15 protein-coding genes and 1 tRNA gene are annotated in these 16,083 nt (G+C 71.0%); 7 read left to right on the top strand and 9 right to left on the bottom strand.

All coding sequences use genetic code 11. From position 1 onward, the window contains the following. Nucleotides 1-68 precede the first annotated feature (68 nt). A complete protein-coding gene (locus AB0M59_RS39340) occupies nucleotides 69-1,823 on the bottom strand; it encodes a GGDEF domain-containing protein (protein WP_364625794.1) in 1,755 nt (584 codons plus the stop codon). Nucleotides 1,824-1,857: 34 nt separating this feature from the next. Then, nucleotides 1,858-1,929: transfer RNA gene (locus tag AB0M59_RS39335), tRNA-Gln, on the bottom strand. Between the two features lie 207 nt (nucleotides 1,930-2,136). On the opposite strand from AB0M59_RS39335, the gene AB0M59_RS39330 reads away from it, so the two are divergent. Both AB0M59_RS39330 and AB0M59_RS39325 read left to right on the top strand, forming a co-directional pair. Further along, nucleotides 2,137-3,102 carry an acyl-CoA desaturase gene (locus AB0M59_RS39330; RefSeq protein ID WP_364625898.1) on the top strand — a complete coding sequence of 322 codons (966 nt, stop codon included), beginning with the start codon at nucleotides 2,137-2,139 and terminating at the stop codon, nucleotides 3,100-3,102. Nucleotides 3,103-3,194: 92 nt separating this feature from the next. Beyond that, on the top strand, nucleotides 3,195-3,788 hold the full coding sequence (locus AB0M59_RS39325; RefSeq protein ID WP_364625895.1) for a TetR/AcrR family transcriptional regulator: 594 nt from the start codon (nucleotides 3,195-3,197) through the stop codon (nucleotides 3,786-3,788). Here AB0M59_RS39325 and AB0M59_RS39320 read toward each other — a convergent pair. Continuing rightward, nucleotides 3,785-4,174, bottom strand: coding sequence for an NUDIX domain-containing protein (locus tag AB0M59_RS39320; protein ID WP_364625791.1), 390 nt, complete (start codon nucleotides 4,172-4,174; stop codon nucleotides 3,785-3,787). The genes AB0M59_RS39325 and AB0M59_RS39320 overlap by 4 nt on opposite strands. Then, the gene (locus AB0M59_RS39315) at nucleotides 4,171-4,674 is read right to left on the bottom strand and encodes an isochorismatase family protein (protein WP_364625788.1); all 504 of its coding nucleotides are present in this window, start codon (nucleotides 4,672-4,674) and stop codon (nucleotides 4,171-4,173) included. The genes AB0M59_RS39320 and AB0M59_RS39315 overlap by 4 nt, the downstream gene beginning before the upstream one ends. Before the next feature lie 30 nt (nucleotides 4,675-4,704). Between AB0M59_RS39315 and AB0M59_RS39310 the strand changes: the two genes are divergently transcribed. Further along, on the top strand, nucleotides 4,705-5,436 hold the full coding sequence (locus AB0M59_RS39310; protein ID WP_364625785.1) for an SDR family oxidoreductase: 732 nt from the start codon (nucleotides 4,705-4,707) through the stop codon (nucleotides 5,434-5,436). Between the two features lie 201 nt (nucleotides 5,437-5,637). Here the strand turns inward: AB0M59_RS39310 and AB0M59_RS39305 are convergent, their stop codons facing one another. The 4 genes from AB0M59_RS39305 to AB0M59_RS39290 are packed head-to-tail and all read right to left on the bottom strand — an operon-like array spanning nucleotide 5,638 to nucleotide 9,484. After that, the gene (locus AB0M59_RS39305; protein WP_364625783.1) at nucleotides 5,638-6,819 is read right to left on the bottom strand and encodes a PQQ-dependent sugar dehydrogenase; all 1,182 of its coding nucleotides are present in this window, start codon (nucleotides 6,817-6,819) and stop codon (nucleotides 5,638-5,640) included. Between the two features lie 16 nt (nucleotides 6,820-6,835). After that, nucleotides 6,836-7,681 carry an alpha/beta fold hydrolase gene (locus tag AB0M59_RS39300; protein WP_364625780.1) on the bottom strand — a complete coding sequence of 282 codons (846 nt, stop codon included), beginning with the start codon at nucleotides 7,679-7,681 and terminating at the stop codon, nucleotides 6,836-6,838. A gap of 46 nt (nucleotides 7,682-7,727) precedes the next feature. Next, nucleotides 7,728-8,384: a response regulator transcription factor gene (locus AB0M59_RS39295; protein ID WP_364625777.1), complete on the bottom strand. Its 657-nt coding sequence runs from the start codon at nucleotides 8,382-8,384 to the stop codon at nucleotides 7,728-7,730. Continuing rightward, the gene (locus AB0M59_RS39290) at nucleotides 8,381-9,484 is read right to left on the bottom strand and encodes a histidine kinase (RefSeq protein WP_364625893.1); all 1,104 of its coding nucleotides are present in this window, start codon (nucleotides 9,482-9,484) and stop codon (nucleotides 8,381-8,383) included. The genes AB0M59_RS39295 and AB0M59_RS39290 overlap by 4 nt, the downstream gene beginning before the upstream one ends. Nucleotides 9,485-9,637: 153 nt before the next feature. Between AB0M59_RS39290 and AB0M59_RS39285 the strand changes: the two genes are divergently transcribed. Both AB0M59_RS39285 and AB0M59_RS39280 read left to right on the top strand, forming a co-directional pair. After that, entirely contained in the window at nucleotides 9,638-10,234 is a 597-nt protein-coding gene (locus tag AB0M59_RS39285) for a methyltransferase domain-containing protein (RefSeq protein ID WP_364625774.1), read from the top strand. Then, on the top strand, nucleotides 10,206-10,697 hold the full coding sequence (locus AB0M59_RS39280) for a DedA family protein (protein ID WP_364625771.1): 492 nt from the start codon (nucleotides 10,206-10,208) through the stop codon (nucleotides 10,695-10,697). The genes AB0M59_RS39285 and AB0M59_RS39280 overlap by 29 nt, the downstream gene beginning before the upstream one ends. Here the strand turns inward: AB0M59_RS39280 and AB0M59_RS39275 are convergent. Further along, complete coding sequence (locus tag AB0M59_RS39275) at nucleotides 10,673-11,446, bottom strand: helix-turn-helix transcriptional regulator (RefSeq protein WP_364625768.1); 774 nt, start codon at nucleotides 11,444-11,446, stop codon at nucleotides 10,673-10,675. The two genes, AB0M59_RS39280 and AB0M59_RS39275, sit on opposite strands and share 25 nt — an antisense overlap. Before the next feature lie 75 nt (nucleotides 11,447-11,521). Here AB0M59_RS39275 and AB0M59_RS39270 point away from each other — a divergent pair, with 75 nt between their 5' ends. Together AB0M59_RS39270 and mfd are read left to right on the top strand one after the other, a co-directional pair. Further along, nucleotides 11,522-12,439, top strand: coding sequence for an LLM class flavin-dependent oxidoreductase (locus AB0M59_RS39270; protein ID WP_364625765.1), 918 nt, complete (start codon nucleotides 11,522-11,524; stop codon nucleotides 12,437-12,439). Nucleotides 12,440-12,523: 84 nt separating this feature from the next. Next, complete coding sequence (gene mfd, locus AB0M59_RS39265; RefSeq protein WP_364625890.1) at nucleotides 12,524-16,078, top strand: transcription-repair coupling factor; 3,555 nt, start codon at nucleotides 12,524-12,526, stop codon at nucleotides 16,076-16,078. Nucleotides 16,079-16,083: the final 5 nt, after the last annotated feature.

Genomic DNA, 16,083 nt, shown 5'->3' with positions numbered 1-16,083 from the left:
CCACGGCGGAACAGGCGCCGGTGAGCGGTTCGTCCACTGGCCGTGTCCGCCTCCTTTCGGCCGGATCGCTAACTGTGGTCCTCGGCGTCCCACGCGGGGTCGGTCGGTGGGGCCTCGCTCGCCCACGCGGCGGCCGGGTCGGCGGCCATCGAGTTGGCCGACGCCACCTGGTTGCCGCCCCCGCGTTTCGCCTGGTACATGGCCGCATCCGCGCGCGCGAGGACCTGCTCGCCACGCTCCTGCGGCCGCAGCGAAACGAGCCCGATGGACAGCGTGACGCCGTGCGAAAGGTGGTGCGGCAGGCCCGCGACGGACTTCACCGCGCGGCCGAGCGCCATCTTCGCCGCGGACGCCGGCGTGCCCGGGAGCAGGACGATGAACTCGTCGCCGCCGTAGCGCGCCACGAGGTCGTCGCCGCGCAGCGCGTCACGAAGCGTGCTCGCGACGACACGCAGCACGTTGTCGCCTTCGGCGTGCGAGGCCTTGTCGTTGACGCCCTTGAAGCCGTCGAGGTCGACCAGCGCGACGGCGAGCGGCTGGGCGTCGGCCGACGACGCGAGCTGACGCAGCTTCTCGTCCAGCGCGCGCCGGTTCGGCAGGCCGGTGAGCGGGTCCTGCAGGGCCTGCTGGGTGATCGCGCCGTGCTCGGCGGAGAGCCGTTCGTGCTCGCGGCGCGCGTTCAGCGTGGCGATCTGCGACTCGCGCAGGCTCCACATCTCGGACTCGAGCCGGGTCGCGTAGTCGATGAGCGACTGGCTGGCGCCGGACGCGTAGTCCGGGCTGGTGTCCAGCCGGGCCAGCTCGCGGGCGATGTTCAGCCGCATCGACGGCTGGGAGGTGTCGTCGGTCAGCGACTCGCGGGCGTGCCGCAGCACGCCGAGGGCGTCTTCGCGGCGGCCGGCCTGGTCGAGGCAGCGGGCCAGCGCGATGGCGACGATCTCGCGCTCGCCCGGGTAGCCGGTGCCTTCGTGCAGCGCCCGGAGCCGGTCGATCTGGTCGGCGCTCGGGCTGTGCAGCGCCTGCGCCGAGGCGAGGACGCCGACCTGGTCGACGGCCGCGACGCCCGCCTTCCGCGGGAAGAGCGACTCGGTGAACGGACCTTCGGCGGCCACGGCCATCGACGCGGCGGTGCGGAACTTCTCGGCGCTCTCGTCGTACTCGTCGATGCGCTCGAGCCGCAGGCCCCAGCCGAGCAGCATCTTGACGCGGTTCATCAGCTGCAGCGTGATCTCGTGCGGGCTCGCGCTCTCGCGGATCGCGGAGGCGGCGCGGCCGATGACCTCTTCGGCGGCTTCGTACACGCCGAGCTGGTTGAGCACGATCCAGCAGTCGTTCAGCGCCGACCACAGCATCCGGTTCCACTGGCGGATGCCGATCTGCCGGTTCGGGATCGCGGAGTCGTCGAGGATGGCCAGCGCGCGGGCGATCTCGGTGAGCGCGGGGTCCTCCTGCGCGGCGATCACCAGCCGGCGGCCGCGCAGCGCGTGCGCGTCGGCCCGCAGCAGCGCGAGGCCGTGACGCCGGGTGTGCGCGAGCATCTCGTCGAGCCGCGGTTCGGCCTCCGCGGCCAGGCCCCTGGTGATCAGGCGGGCGATCGCGGACGCGCGCAGCAGCTGCGCGATCATCGTCGGTTCGCCGCGCCGCTGGGTCTCGTCGAGCAGCTCGTCCATCAGCTCGACGATCTGGAGCTGCTGGGTGTACTCCTGCCGCTGGACCGCGGCGATGAGCTCCCGCGCTCGCCCGACGAGCCAGGCATCGGACATTTCGGCGAGCGCAGGACGCCTGGCCGCCACCGGGTCGGTCGCCTCGTCGGTCAGCGCCAACCTCCCGGTGTCGTGGGTTCGGGTCCTCGAGCTGCTCCGCCGCCAGGATTCGAACCTGAACTGTCAGAACCAAAATCTGAAGTGCTGCCGATTACACTACGGCGGATCGATCCTGGTCAGGATAGCGACGATCGGGTGTCGTCCGCGCGGGGGATGCGTTAGCGCCCAGTCTGCCGGGTACCCCGGTTCCGAAGTACGGGTGTGAGGATTCCGGCACTCCCCAGTCGCCGGAACCTCCTGTACCGTAACTTACGGCATCGTAGGTTAGGGCACCCTACGAAAAGGGGCGCCCGCATAGGGAGAAGTGAAGCGTATGACGGCCACGCTCGACCGTTCTCAGCCCACCGGGGAGCCTTCGGCTCCCAAGGGGCCCAAACCCGTTATCGAAGGCACGCGCGGCATCGGCGTGCAACTGTCGGTCTACTTCGGCGTGATCGCGCCGCTGGTGGCACTGCTGGTCGCGGTGCCGTTCGCCTGGGGCTGGGGACTGAGCTGGGTCGACGTCGGCATCTTCGTGGTGTTCTACGCGATCAGCGGGCTCGGCATCACGGTGTCCTACCACCGCTACTTCACGCACGGCTCGTTCAAGGCCAAGCCGTGGCTGCGGGTGGTCATGGCCATCGCGGGCAGCATCGCCCTCCAGGGCCCGGTGATCACCTGGGTCGCCGACCACCGCCGGCACCACGCGTTCTCCGACCGCGACGGCGACCCGCACTCCCCGTGGGCGTTCGGCACCTCGCCGTGGGCCATCGCCAAGGGCTTCTGGCACGCGCACATGGGCTGGCTGTTCGAGCGCGACCAGACGAACGCCGAGCGCTTCGCGCCGGACCTGGTGAAGGACCCGGCGATCAAGAAGGTCGACGACCTGTTCTGGCTGTGGGCGCTGGTCAGCCTGGCGCTGCCGGCCCTGCTGGGCGGGCTGATCTCGTGGTCGCTGTGGGGCGCCGTGACGGCGTTCTTCTGGGCCGGGCTGGTGCGCATCTGCGTGCTGCACCACGTGACGTGGTCGGTCAACTCGATCTGCCACATGATCGGCGAGCGCCCGTTCGCGGCGCGCGACAAGTCGGCGAACTTCTGGCCGCTGGCGATCTTCTCGTTCGGCGAGTCGTGGCACAACCTGCACCACGCCGACCCGACGTCCGCGCGCCACGGCGTGAAGCGCGGCCAGATCGACATTTCCGCGCGCCTGATCTGGATCTTCGAGAAGTTCGGCTGGGTGCACGACGTGCGCTGGCCGACGCCGCAGCGCTTGGCCCGTATCGCCACCGAAAAGGGCTAGTCAACTAGGCTGCCCCGATGGCGGGGAGACGACGTTCGAAGCGTGAGCAGGTCACCGGGGCGCGTCCGGTCGCCCCGGTGACGCGCGTCCGGATGACCGGCAGCGAGCGGCGTCAGCAGCTGCTCAACGTGGCGCGGGCGTTGTTCGCCGAGAAGGGTTTCGACGGCACGTCGATCGAGGAGATCGCGCACCGCGCCAACGTGTCGAAACCCGTGGTTTACGAACACTTCGGCGGCAAAGAGGGCATCTACGCGGTGGTCGTGGACCGCGAAACGCAGCTGCTGCTGGACCGCATGGTGTCCACGCTGCACGGCGGCCACCCCCGCGTGATGCTCGAACAGGCGGCGATCGCGTTGCTGTCGTACGTCGAGGATTCCCACGACGGTTTCCGGATTCTGGTCCGCGATTCGCCGGTGGCGAGTTCGACGGGGACGTTCTCGACGGTGCTGAACGACATCGCGAGCCAGGTGGAGCACATCCTGGCGCAGCAGTTCGCGGCGCGCGGGTACGACGAGAAACTGGCGGCGCTGTACGCGCAGGCTTTGGTGGGGATGGTCGCATTGACGGGCCAGTGGTGGCTGGACGCGCGCAAGCCGAAGCGGGACGAGGTCGCGGCGCATCTGGTCAACTTGGCCTGGAACGGGCTGTCACACTTGGAAGACAAGCCGAAGCTCCGGCTCGGTTAGGTCAGCTGCCCGGTCTCGTGCAGGTGGTCGAAAATGATCTTGTCCACCGCCGAAACGCGGTCCCTGTCCTCATATCCGAGCCAAGCGATCTCGTCGATTTCGCTGCTGGCGGTCGGTGTCCCGCGGTAATCCGCCGTGTAGCAGGTCATCCGGACCAGGGTGCCCGCGTGGCCGTGCGCCTCCGCTTCGAACACGCCTGCCGCGGCGATCGACTCCGGCGCGATCGCCACGTCGAGTTCCTCGCGGATCTCGCGGATCAGCGTCTCGGCATCCGATTCACCCGGCTCGCGCTTGCCGCCCGGCAGGTAGTACACCTCCTTGCCGCGTGAGCGCGTGCTCAGGATCCGGCCGCCCACCAGGTGGATCCACGCGACCTTGTCGATCACGCCAAGCCCGCCAGTGCTTCGTCGGTCGTCACGACCGTGCCGAGCCGGGGGAAGATCTTGGTGATCGCGTTCTCGTGCGAGATTTCGGAAAGCGCGGTCATCGCGTCCGACACCGCGACCGTGTCGTAGCCGTGGTCGGCCGCCGCGCGCAGGGTCGACTCGACGCCGAACTCCGTCGCGATGCCGCCGAACACCACCGTGCGGATGCCCTTGCCGCGCAGGAACTCGTCGAGGTCCGTGTTCGCGAAACCACCGATCGTGTACTTGGTGACGATCTTGTCGTCCTGCGCGTCGAAGACGAGCTCGTTGCCCGGCGGGTTGTCCGGCCGCGACACCTTGACGATCACCACGGGCGCGCCGGCCTCACGGAACGCCGTCCGCAGCCGCAGCGCGTTCGCGACGACCTCTTCCCCGCGGTACGGCGTGGTCGGCAGTGCCACGATCCGTTCCTGCAGGTCGACGAGCACGAGCGCGGACGTGGCCGGATCGATCTTGGTCATGCCCCGATCCTAGGCACTAGGCTCGGCCGCATGGGGAACAGCAGGGAAGTAGTGGTGACGGGCGGCGGCACGGGCATCGGGTACGCCGTCGCGGCGGCCTTCGCCGAAGCGGGGGACCGGGTCACGATCACCGGGCGCCGCGAGCAGGTGCTCACCGAGGCCGCGACGCTCCTGGGCGCGCGGCCCGTCGTGTTCGACGCCGCCGACGCCGCGGCGGTCGAAGCCGCACTCGAGGAGTTGCCCGACCGCGTGGACGTGCTCGTCAACAACGCCGGGGGCAACACCGACTTCCTCGACGGCGAGGGCGGCGGCGAGGGGCTGGCCGGCTTCGCGGAAGCGTTCGAGCGCAACCTCCGGTCCAATGTGGTCAGTGCCGCGCTGGTGACGCACGCGCTGCGCGAACGCCTCGCCGACGACGCGCGGATCGTCACGATCGGCTCGATCGCCGCCCGCACCGGCGCCGGCTCGTACGGGGCCGCGAAGGCCGCCGTCGAGGCGTGGAACATCAGCGTGGCGCAGGAGCTCGGGTCGCGCGGGATCACGGCGAACGTCGTCGCGCCGGGGCTGATCGGGGAGACTGAGTTCTTCCACGGCAAGCTTTCGGACCGCCGCCGCGAGTGGCTGATCGGCAACACGATGAACAAGCGACCGGGCACGCCGGAGGACGTCGCGGCCGTCGTGACGTTTTTGGCGAGCCCCGCCGCCGGGCACGTCACCGGACAGGTGGTGCACGTGAACGGCGGGGCTCACCTGGGTAACTAGGAACGTTGGAGGCCGGTCCCCGATCGCCAGGTCGGCGATGGCGCTCGGGGACCGGCGGGGTGCTGCCGCGGGAACGCTATCTTCGGACCGCGTCCAACACTCGTCGGGGGCGGGCGAAAACTCTTGGTGTGAACCATGTTCCGCGATCCGCCGCCCCGGCGGAAGTGTCCACGGCATCCCGCGGCCGTGGTTTTCGCATGCTCAGGCCGGTGTGACCTTCAGCAGCTTGTCGTCCGTCCCGTCCGAAGTCGTCACGTACAGAGCGCCGTCCGGGCCGGTCCGCACGGCCCGCAGCCGGCCGAACTTGTCGTCGAACTCCGGGGGGAGCGAGACGTCCAGGACCTTGCCCGCCGCGTCCAAGTGGTACAGCAGCAGCTTCTGGCCCTTCAACGCCACCACGACCAGCGCGCCGTCGTTCGGGCCCCACTGCGCGCCCGTCAGGAACGCGTCGCCGCTGATCGCCTCGGTGATCTTGCCGGACGTCCACAGTGGACTGACCGCGTCCGGGAAGCGCTTGAGGTCGGTCATCGGCACGCTCTCGTCGTAGCTCGAGTCCGTGCCGCCCTTCGACGGGTCCCAGCCGTAGTTCGCGCCGGGCTTCAGCAGGTTGACCTCGTCGTCGAAGGTCGGCCCGTGCTCGGCCGTGATCACCTGGCCGCTGCCCGGCCGGATCGCCACGCCTTGGACGTTGCGGTGGCCGAAGGTGTAGATCAGCCGTTCCTTCGGGTTCGACGAGGTGATGAACGGGTTGTCCGGCAACGGGTTCCCGGTCTTCGCGTCCAGTCGCAGCACCTTGCCGCCCAGGGAGTGGCGGTCCTGCGCGATCGTCGAGCGGGCCGTGTCGCCGGTGCCGACCAGCAGCGCGCCGTCCGGCGCGAACGTCGGCCGGCAGCCGGAGTGCCGGCCGCTCGGGTTCACCGGCAGCCCGGTCAGGAGGTCTTTGACCTTCGCGGCGCTCGCGCCGTCCTCGGCCAGCTTCCACGTGACCAGCCGGATGTCGACGGCCTTGCCGTCCTCCTGGTGGTCCTGGCAGGTGATGAACTCGCGGCTGGTCGTGAAGTCGGGGCTGATCACCATGCCGAGCAGCCCGCCTTCGCCCTGCACGAGGACGTCGGAGAAGTCGGCCCGGACGTCGGTGGCCCGCCCGTCGCGGACGAGCGCGAGCTTGCCGGGCCGCTGCGGCACGAGGATGCCGCCGTCGGGCAGGAAACCGATGTCCCAGCCGTGCTCCAGCCCGGCGGTCACCGTCTCGACCTTGAACTTCCCGGTCGACGCCGCCGGTGTGGGCACGGGCGGGACGCTCTGGACGGGCGCGCTCGACGCTCCCGAGCAGCCCGCGACCAGCAGGGACACCGCACCGATGAGACCCAGCACACGCCGCATACGGCCCATCCTGCCATCAAGCGGTGAAATCGCCGTTCGTCGCTGCTCCCTTCAGGAACTCCAGGTCGGCCGAGCCGGGGATGTAGTGCCCGGTGCCGGGCACCAGGTCCACGACCGCACCGGCCGCTTCGAGCCGCCGCTGGGTCGTCGCGGAGTCGACCATGGCGTCCTCCGCTCCGACGACGGCGTACACCGGCATGGTCAGCCGCTTCAGCGCAGCGTCGCCGAAGACCGGGAACGGGCCGGTGCGGTACCGGTAGTTCGCCGACACGAGCAGCTGCTGCTCGACGATCGGCGACGACTCCGGCTCGCCCACGACGCCGGCCACGGACTTGCGCCGTCCCTTCTCCCCGAGCAGGGACAGGAACACGGCCTTGACGACGAACCCCTTCTTCATCGGGCCGAGGCCGATCGGGCACCGCAGCGCCAGCGCGGCGACGCGCTCGGGCCGCCGCGTCGCGTAGTCGAGCGCGAGCCAGCCGCCGAACGACGACGTCAGGAAGGCGGCCCGCGAGACGGCGAAGTGGTCCAGCACCGCGTCCAGCCACCGCGCGTACCGGTCGCTGTCGAGTGGTGGCCGGGTCTCGGCGCTCATCCCCGGCTCGCCGATGATGTCGGCCGCGTACACCCGGAACCGCTCCACCAGCGACGGGATCCGGTGCGCCCACTCCGCGGAGTTGCTGCCGGAGCCGTGCAGCAGCACCAGCGGCGGTGCGCTCTCCGGGCCGGAGGCCAGCACGAACGTCTCGCCTTCGGGTGTCGGCACCCGCACCTCCTCGTGCGGGACGGGCCAGGTCTTCAGCGCTTCGAGATAGCGCTCACGCAGGAGACGCGCGCCGCCTTCGGACTTGTATATCGTCATGCAAAGTACTCTATCGTTCCCTATCAAGTGGATAAATAGGGAGTGATCAAGAACCTGGACGCACCAGGCCGGATTCGTAGGCGAACACCACCGCGTGCACCCGGTCGCGCAGCCGCAGCTTGCCGAGGATCCGCCCGACGTGCGTCTTCACCGTCGTCTCGCCGATGTACAGCTTCGCCGCGATCTCGCCGTTGGAGTGCCCGCGCGCGATGAGCCCCAGCACGTCCTTCTCGCGCTCGGTCAGCACGTCGAGCTTCGCGACGTCCACCGGATCGCGGTCGTCGGCGAGGTAGCGGTCGAGCAGCCGCCGCGTGACCGACGGCGAGACCATCGAGTCGCCGCGCAGCACACCGCGGATCGCCACGAGCATCTCTTCGGACGGCGCGTCCTTCACCAGGAACCCGCTGGCGCCCGCGCGCAAGGCCGCGTACGCGTACTCGTCGAGGTCGAACGTCGTGATGATCAGGACGCGCACGTCCGGCAGCTCGGCGCAGATCCGCCCGGTCGCCGTGACGCCGTCGAGCACCGGCATCCGGACGTCCATCAGCACCAGGTCCGGCCGCAGTTCCCGGGCCTTCGCGACGGCCTCGGCGCCGTTCGCGGCCTCGGCCGCGACGACGAGGTCGTCCTGGCTTTCGACGATCATCCGCAACCCGACGCGCACCAGCTCCTGGTCGTCGCAGAGCAGCACCCGCGTGGTCACGACCCGACCACCAGGCTCGCGCAGACCCGGTAGCCGCCGTCCGGCGACGGCCCGGCCGCCAGCTCGCCGTGGTACATCTCGACGCGCTGGCGCATCCCGGCCAGCCCGCGCCCGGACGAGGGCAACGCGGGCGCCGGCGCGGGTGGGGCCTGCCCGCCGGTGTTCGTCACCTCGATCCGGACCTCGTCCGGCTCGAACGCGACTTCGACGCGGCCGGTCGCGTCGGCCGGGGCGTGCTTGATCATGTTGGTCAGGGCCTCCTGGACGATCCGGTACGCCTGCAGCGCGGCGCTCGCGGACAGGCCGGCGGGGTCGCCGGTGACCTCGAGCGTGACGGCGCGCCCGCACTGGCCGACGAGCTCGCGCAGCTCGTCGATGCTGGGCTGGGGACTGCGCGCCGCCTGGCCGGCGTGCAGGACTTCGAGGAGCCGCCGCAGCTCGGCGAGCGCGTCCCGGCCCGTGCGGCCGATCGTGTCGAGCGTGCGGTCGACGGCTTCGGGGTCGCGGTGCCGGGCGAGCTTCGCGCCCTCGGCGTTCAGCACGATCACGCTCATGCTGTGCGCGAGGACGTCGTGGAGCTCGCGCGCGATCCGGGTGCGTTCCTCCGCGACGGCCGCGCGGGCCTGGGCGTCGGCGCGCTTCTCTTCTTCGGCGGTGAGCTGGTCCCGCTTGCGGAAGAACTCCGCGAGCGCCCACGCGGCGAAGTGCAGCGGCAGGATGCCGATGATCGTCAACGTGGGGTTCTGGGTGCCCGGGCCCCACAGGACGCCCCACTGGAAGTCGAGCACGACGATGGCGGCCGCGATGAGCGCGGCGAAGCGCCGGTCGCCCAGCTTCACGAGGTTGAACAGCACGACCGTCATCGCCAGCTCGGTCCGGCCGCGGTCGTAGGCCCAGATCTCGGTGAGGTACACCGCCGCCGCCCCGGCGATGATCAGCACCGCGGCCGTGCGCGGGTACCGGCGGCGCACCAGGATCGGGAGCAGGAAGAGCATCGAGAGCGCGCGGACACCCCACGCCGGCTCCCCGTTCCAGTTGGGCCCGAGGAAGACGAACACGGCGTACAGCGGCAGGTCCACCGTCCACCGGTGCCTGCGCATCCACCTCACGAGTCGTTCCACGCCACCGAACGTAATGCCGGGACCCGGCCCGGGTCGTCATCCCGCCGGCCAGACCGTGTCCTCCCCCGGGAGGACCGGACCGGCCGATCCGGCGGATTCGCGGCCACCGCCGCCGTTCCTAGCGTCGGGATCATGTCGATCACCAGGGAATTCCTCCGCCACCCGATGCTGACGGGCGCGATCGCGCCCAGCTCGCCGCGGCTGGCCGAAACGATGACCGCGGGCCTCGGTCTGGAACGCGCGTCGCGCGTCGCCGAGCTCGGTCCGGGCACCGGCGTGTTCACCGAAGCGGTCCTCGCGCTGCTTCGCGCCGAAGCGCGCCTGACCGCGTACGAGATCAACCCGCGTTTCGCATCCTCTCTTCGCGAGCGGTTTCCACATGTCGACGTCGTCGGCGGCTCGGCGGAGCACCTCGCACTCGACGACATCGACGTCGTCGTCTCCGGACTGCCGTGGACGGCCATGACCGCGGACCGGCAGCACCGCATCCTCGACGCGGTCACGGCGGCGCTCGCCCCGAACGGCCGGTTCACGACGTTCGCGTACGCCCATGCGGCCTGGACGCCACCCGCGCGTCGCTTCGCCGCTTCGCTGCGAAGCCGTTTCGCGGTTGTGGAACGCACTTCGGTGGTTTGGGGCAACCTGCCGCCCGCGTTCGTCTACCGCGCGGCGCTGCCGGTGGCGGTGGGGAGGACGAGCCATGGACAGCCTGCTGCGGCCACTGCTTGACGCGCCCCCGCTGGTCGTCTACCTCGTCTGCGCGGTGCTGATCACGGCGGAAACCGCGCTGCTGCCCGGAATCGTGCTGCCGACGTTGTCGGCGCTGCTGCTGATGGGGTTCCTCGCCGAGCGGGGCACGCTCCACTTCGGACTCGCTTTGCCGGTGGCCGTGCTCGCGGCCGTCGTCGGCGATCAGCTGGCGTACCTCGAAGGGCGGCGGCTCCGCCGATCGCGGCTCGTCCGCCGCATCGGCCAGGACCGCTGGGACCGCGCCGAAGCGGCGGTCGCGCGCTACGGCGTCCCGGCGGTGATCGCGGGCCGCTGCCTGGCCGGCGTCCGGACGCTGGTGCCGCGCGTCGCGGGCTCGGCGGCGATGCCGTACCGCCGGTTCGCCGCGGGCAGCGTGTGCGCGGCCGTGCTGTGGGCGAGCACGGAACTGCTGATGGGTCAGGTGACGGCGCTGGTGCTCTGAAGGCGTTCCGCGGTTTCGGCGTCCGCGGGCAGGAACGTCTCCAGCTTGAGCTCCGACACCGTGACGTCGGCGGCGGTCGCGAACGTCGTGATCGCCGTGATCAGCCGCAGCTCACCGGCCGAAGTGGACAGTCGCACGGGCACGGCGAAGCCGAGGTGGTCCGCGCTCGGCGGCCGCTCCGGCGGCAGGTACCCCGTCAGCTCGGCGAGCTGCGCGGCGAGCCGGTCGTCCGGGGTGCGCGCGAGGTCGTTGCGAAGGCGCTCGAGGATGTGCCGGGCCCAGTCGTCGAGGTTCCGCACGCGCGGCGCCATCCCGCGCGGGTGCAGCGCGAGCCGCAGCGTGTCGACCGGTTCTTCGAGGAGCTCCGGCGCGACACCCTCGACGAGCAGCGAAAACGCGTCGTTCTTCGCGACGAGCAGGCCGTAGCGGTCGACGACGATCGCGGGGTAGGGCCGGTGGCCGTCGAGCAGCCGCCGCAGCCCGTCGAGCACCGGCCGGATCGCCGGGTCGCCGAGCTTGGTCTCGGGGTAGGTCGGCGCGTAGCCGGCGGCGTGGAGCAGGCCGTTGCGCTCGCGCAGGGGCAGTTCGAGGGACTCGGCGACGCGCAGCACCATGCCGCGGCCGGGCACCGAGCGCCCGCTTTCCATGAAGCTGACGTGCCGCTGCGTCGTGCCCGCGCGCAGGGCCAGGTCGAGCTGGCTCAGCCGCCGCCGGGTGCGCCAGTCCTTGAGCGCCGTTCCGAAGTCCACGGCTCCATCCTGCTCGCACCGCGCCATTCCCCGCGGGGAATTGAGGGCATTCCCCGCTTCGGCGACGCTTCCCGTATGACGAAATTCGGCTTGGTCGTGCCGACCTACCAGCCCATCCTCGACGCCGGGCGGACCGCGCCCGAGCTGGTCGACGTCGCCGTCTCCGCCGAGGAGCTCGGCCTCGACTCGGTCTGGGTGGGCGACACCCTCGCCCGGGCTCCGCTGGACGCTTTCACCGTGCTGGGTGCCTTCGCCGCCCGGACTTCGCGGGTGACCCTGGGGACGTCCGCGCTGCTCCCGGCGTTGCGGGACCCGGTCCTTTCGGCGAACCAGCTGCTTTCGCTCGACCTGCTCAGCGGCGGCCGGCTGACCGTGGCGGTCGGCGCGGGGTTCGCCGGGCGGAGCGAGCCGGAGTTCGCGTTCGTGGGGGTGCCTTGGGAGCGTCGGCGAGCGCGGCTGGACGACATCGTGGGCTTGTGGCGGGCGGCGTGGAGCGGCTCTGCGTCGTTTCACGGATCGGTGCTGCACTACGACTCGCTGCCGTCCTTTCCGGCGCCTTCGCGGCCGGGTGGTCCGCCGGTGTGGCTGGCGGCGTACACGCCGGGGGCGCTGGAGCGCGTCGGCCGGCTGTACGACGGGTGGCTGCCCTACCCGCCGGACCCCGCGGACTACGTGTCCGGTCTGGCGCGGATCCGTGCTCTTTCGTCCCGCCCGGCGACCCCGGCGCTGTTCGCGACGGTCCTGGTCGAGGACGACGTGGACCGGGGACGCGCGCTGCTGGAGGAGTACTGCCAGCGCAACTACGGGATGCCGGCGGACTTCGTGCAGGGGATCCAGATGCAGGTGACGGGAAGCGCCGCGGAGGTGGCTGCGCGGCTACGCGAGTACGAAGGGGCGGAGCACGTGCTGCTGCGGATCGCGAGCACCGATCCGAAGGTGTTCGACGAGCAGTTGCCGCGGCTCGCGGAGGTGGCGGACCTGCTCCGCTCTTGACGGCCTGCGTTCCGGCCCCCGACCAGCCGTGATCGGAAACCTGTCGGGGGTGGCACGTAGGCTGGGACCGTGACAAACGCTCCATTGTCCGGACTCCTCACCGCCATCCTTCCCGACCCGGCCCTGCGCGGCGTGGTCGAGCGCGCCGGTGCGCCGCTGCTCGAGCTGCAAGGCCCGATCGCCGCCCGGCAGCTCGTCGCCGCCGCCCTCGCCGCCGATGACGGGGCCGCGAAACACGTCCTCGCCGTCACCGCCACCGGCCGCGAGGCCGACGAGCTGACCGCGGCCCTCGGTGCGCTGCTCGGCGCGCACAAAGTAGCCGACTTCCCCTCCTGGGAGACCCTTCCGCACGAGCGGCTCTCCCCGCGCGCCGACACCGTCGGCCGCCGGCTGGAGGTGCTGCACCGGCTGAAGACCGAGGACGACACCCTGCGCGTCGTCGTCGCGACCGTCCGCAGCCTCATCCAGCCCATGGCGCCCGGTCTCGGGTCCCTCGCCCCGATCGACCTCGTCGTCGGCGAAGAACAAAGTTTCGAGGGCCTGCTCGAACGGCTCGTCGAGCTGGCCTACACCCGCGTCGACATGGTCGAGAAGCGCGGCGAGTTCGCCGTCCGCGGCGGCATCCTCGACCTGTTCGGGCCGACCGCGCAGCACCCCGTACGCGTCGAGTTCTGGGGCGACGAGGTCAGCGAGATCCGCGCGTTCGCCGTCTCCGACCAGCGGTCGCTGCCCGGCGAGATCCCGCGCGTCACCGCGCCGCCGTGCCGCGAGCTGCTGCTCACGCCGCCGGTCAAGGAGAAGGCCGCGGAGCTGGCGAAGACGTACGAGGCCGACGCCCACCTGGCCGAGATGCTCACCAAGCTCGCCGACGGCATCCCGGTCGAGGGCATGGAGGCCCTCATCCCGGTGCTCTGCGAAGGCGAGCTGGAGCTGCTCACCGACGCGATGCCGGCCGGCACCCACGTCCTCCTTGCCGACCCCGAGAAGATCCGCGCCCGGGCCGCCGACCTCGTCCGCACCGGCCAGGAGTTCCTCGAAGCGTCGTGGACGACGGCCGCGGCGGGCGGCCAGGCCCCGATCGACCTCGGCGCGTCCGCGTACCGCGCGCTCGACGAAATCGCGTCCCGCGCGCAGGACACCAAGCGCTCCTGGTGGACGCTCACGCAGCTGACCAGCGAAGACCCGGACGTCTACCGCGTCTCGGTCGAGGCCGCGCCGTCGTACCGCGGCGAGCTCGAGCGCGCGATGACGGACCTGCGCGCCCACACGGCGTCGGGCGGCACGGCGGTGCTCGTCGTCGCCGGCCAGGGCACCGCGGCGCGCGCGGTCGAGCAGCTCTCGGCCGCGGACGTCCCCGCGACCCAGGCCGGCGACGGCCTGAAGAGCGCCCCGTCGCCCGGCATGGTCACCGTCACCTGCGGCGGCCTGACGGACGGCTTCGTCTCGCCGGAGTGCGCCCTGGTCGTGCTGAGCGAAGCGGACCTCACCGGCCGCGGCGCGGGCGCCGGAACGTCCACAAAGGACTTCAACACCAAGATGCCGTCCCGGCGGCGCAACGCCGTCGACCCGCTGGCGCTGAAGACCGGCGACTACGTCGTGCACGACCAGCACGGCATCGGCCGGTTCGTCGAGATGGTCCAGCGCACGGTCGCCGGTGCCACCCGCGAGTACCTGCTGCTCGAGTACGCGTCGTCGAAGCGCGGCCACCCGGGCGACCGGCTGTTCGTCCCCACCGACCAGCTCGACGAGGTCTCCCGCTACGTCGGGGGTGAGCTGCCCACGCTCAACAAGCTGGGCGGCTCCGACTGGAAGAACACCAAGGCCAAGGCCAAGAAAGCGGTCAAGGAGATCGCGGCCGAGCTCGTCCAGCTGTACGCGGCGCGCCAAGCCGCGCCCGGACACGCGTTCGGCTCGGACACGCCGTGGCAGGGCGAGCTCGAGGACGCTTTCCCGTTCACCGAGACCAACGACCAGCTCGCCGCGATCGACGAGGTCAAGGCGGACATGGAACGCGGCGTCCCGATGGACCGCGTCATCTGCGGCGACGTCGGCTACGGCAAGACGGAGATCGCCGTCCGCGCCGCGTTCAAGGCGGTGCAGGACGGCAAGCAGGTCGCGGTGCTCGTCCCGACGACGCTGCTCGCCCAGCAGCACCTGAACACCTTCCACGAGCGCATGCGCTCGTTCCCGGTGACGATCAAGGGCCTGTCCCGGTTCACGAACAAGACCGAGTCGGACATCATCCTGGAGCAGCTGGCCGGCGGCGAGGTCGACATCGTGATCGGCACGCACCGCCTGCTGCAGACGGGGATCCGCTACAAGGACCTCGGTCTCGTGATCGTCGACGAGGAGCAGCGCTTCGGCGTCGAGCACAAGGAACACATCAAGGCGCTGCGCACGCACGTCGACGTCCTCACCATGTCGGCGACGCCGATCCCGCGGACGCTGGAGATGTCGCTGGCGGGCATTCGCGAGATGTCGACGATCCTGACCCCGCCGGAAGACCGCCACCCGATCCTGACGTACGTCGGCGCGTACGACGACAAGCAGGTCGGCGCGGCGATTCGCCGTGAGCTGCTGCGGGACGGCCAGGTCTTCTACGTCCACAACCGCGTCTCGTCGATCGAGAAGGCCGCGCGGCGGATCCGGGAGCTGGTGCCGGAGGCGCGGGTCGTCACCGCGCACGGGCAGATGAACGAGGACAAGCTCGAGAAGATCATCCAGGGCTTCTGGGAGAACGAGTACGACGTCCTGGTGTGCACCACGATCGTCGAGACCGGGCTGGACATCTCGAACGCGAACACGTTGCTGGTCGAGCGCGGCGACCTGCTCGGATTGGCGCAGCTGCACCAGCTTCGCGGGCGCGTCGGACGTGGGCGCGAGCGCGGGTACGCGTACTTCCTGTACCCGCCGGAGGCGCCGCTGACGGAGACCGCGCACGACCGGCTGGCGACGATCGCCCAGAACACCGAGCTCGGTGCGGGCATGGCGGTCGCGATGAAGGACCTCGAGATCCGCGGCGCGGGCAACATCCTCGGGGCGGAGCAGTCCGGGCACATCGCGGGTGTCGGGTTCGACCTGTACGTGCGGTTGGTCGGCGAGGCGGTCGACGCGTTCCGACGCCACGCGGGCGCGGAGCCGGCGGAGGACGAGGAGATGGCCGACGTCCGCGTCGACCTCCCGATCGACGCCCACATCCCGCACGACTACGTGCCGGGGGAGCGTCTGCGGCTGGAGGCGTACCGCAAGATCGCGGCGGCGCCGGACACCGAGGGCCTGGACGCGGTCCGCGAAGAGCTGATCGACCGCTACGGCCAGCCCCCGGCGCCGGTGAACCAGCTGCTGTCGGTGGCGCGGTTCCGGCACACGTGCCGCGAGGCGGGCGTGACTGAGGTGGCGGTCCAGGGCAGCACGATCCGGTTCGCGCCGCTGCCGTTGCAGGATTCGCAGATGGTCCGGTTGAAGAGGCTGTACCCGAAGGCGCTGTTCAAGGCCGTGACGAACACGGTGTCGGTGCCGAAGCCCACGGAAGGCCCGGCGGGTGGCCGGATCGGCGCGCCGACGTTGCGGGACGAAGAGCTGCTGGACTGGTGCACGAAGCTGCTGACGCAGCTCACCAAGAAACCCGCGGCGGTGTAGACGAG

The organism is Amycolatopsis sp. NPDC051371, assembly GCF_040682155.1.
Taxonomy (GTDB): domain Bacteria; phylum Actinomycetota; class Actinomycetes; order Mycobacteriales; family Pseudonocardiaceae; genus Amycolatopsis.
The sequence above is the reverse complement of the archived record's forward strand: the minus strand, read 5'-3'. Positions and strand labels throughout refer to the sequence as shown.

Excerpts from the sequence above, each read along its gene's own strand:
- AB0M59_RS39330 (WP_364625898.1), top strand. The coding sequence starts at position 2,137 with ATGACGGCCACGCTCGACCGTTCTCAGCCCACCGGGGAGCCTTCGGCT.
- AB0M59_RS39315 (WP_364625788.1), bottom strand. The coding sequence starts at position 4,674 with ATGACCAAGATCGATCCGGCCACGTCCGCGCTCGTGCTCGTCGACCTG.
- AB0M59_RS39310 (WP_364625785.1), top strand. The coding sequence starts at position 4,705 with ATGGGGAACAGCAGGGAAGTAGTGGTGACGGGCGGCGGCACGGGCATC.
- AB0M59_RS39285 (WP_364625774.1), top strand. The coding sequence starts at position 9,638 with ATGTCGATCACCAGGGAATTCCTCCGCCACCCGATGCTGACGGGCGCG.
- AB0M59_RS39325 (WP_364625895.1), top strand. The coding sequence starts at position 3,195 with ATGACCGGCAGCGAGCGGCGTCAGCAGCTGCTCAACGTGGCGCGGGCG.
- AB0M59_RS39270 (WP_364625765.1), top strand. The coding sequence starts at position 11,522 with ATGACGAAATTCGGCTTGGTCGTGCCGACCTACCAGCCCATCCTCGAC.
- AB0M59_RS39290 (WP_364625893.1), bottom strand. The coding sequence starts at position 9,484 with ATGCGCAGGCACCGGTGGACGGTGGACCTGCCGCTGTACGCCGTGTTC.
- AB0M59_RS39305 (WP_364625783.1), bottom strand. The coding sequence starts at position 6,819 with ATGCGGCGTGTGCTGGGTCTCATCGGTGCGGTGTCCCTGCTGGTCGCG.
- AB0M59_RS39300 (WP_364625780.1), bottom strand. The coding sequence starts at position 7,681 with ATGACGATATACAAGTCCGAAGGCGGCGCGCGTCTCCTGCGTGAGCGC.
- AB0M59_RS39280 (WP_364625771.1), top strand. The coding sequence starts at position 10,206 with ATGGACAGCCTGCTGCGGCCACTGCTTGACGCGCCCCCGCTGGTCGTC.